The sequence below is a fragment of the Nonomuraea longispora genome, from assembly GCF_004348345.1.
Classification (GTDB): Bacteria; Actinomycetota; Actinomycetes; order Streptosporangiales; family Streptosporangiaceae; genus Nonomuraea; species Nonomuraea longispora.
In genome coordinates, this window is record NZ_SMJZ01000461.1 from 1 (window position 1) to 429 (window position 429).

The 429-nt window shown below is 58.7% G+C and carries 1 pseudogene; it reads right to left on the reverse strand.

Annotated features, from left to right (window positions below):
* Positions 1-156, reverse strand: a pseudogene (locus E1267_RS48170) (IS256 family transposase); the annotation flags it as partial.
* Between the last annotated feature and the right edge of the window lie 273 nt (positions 157-429).

The window sequence follows — 429 nt, forward strand, 5'->3', positions numbered from 1 at the left end:
ATCGAGCCGTCGCCGGTCAGCCGCAGGCCGCCCTTGCCGTCTTTCGAGCGCTCCAGCAGCAGGTCCAGCACCTGATCGCCGAGCAGGTCCCGCAACGGGACCTCGCCGTCACGATGGGGGGATTTTTTCCCCGCCATGATGAGCAGCCCGTGCCAAGCTTCCCGCCTGCTCGTGCTCTGGTGTGAAACTGGTGGTCAGAGCTGATGATCCCCGTGTGTTCGTCATGATGGACGCTCCCCCCGAAGCGTTAAGATGATCTACTTGACTCATTTACCCATAGTGATCGTTTCCACACTTAGAGTGGTTCTGCCAAGATTTCTGTGGTAACTGACGGTGTGTCATTGGCTACGGATTTCGCGTCTGGGTGTCACCGTTGGCCCTGTGTGACGCTGACATGGTGGCTGTTGTCTTCCCCCACTTGGACTCGGT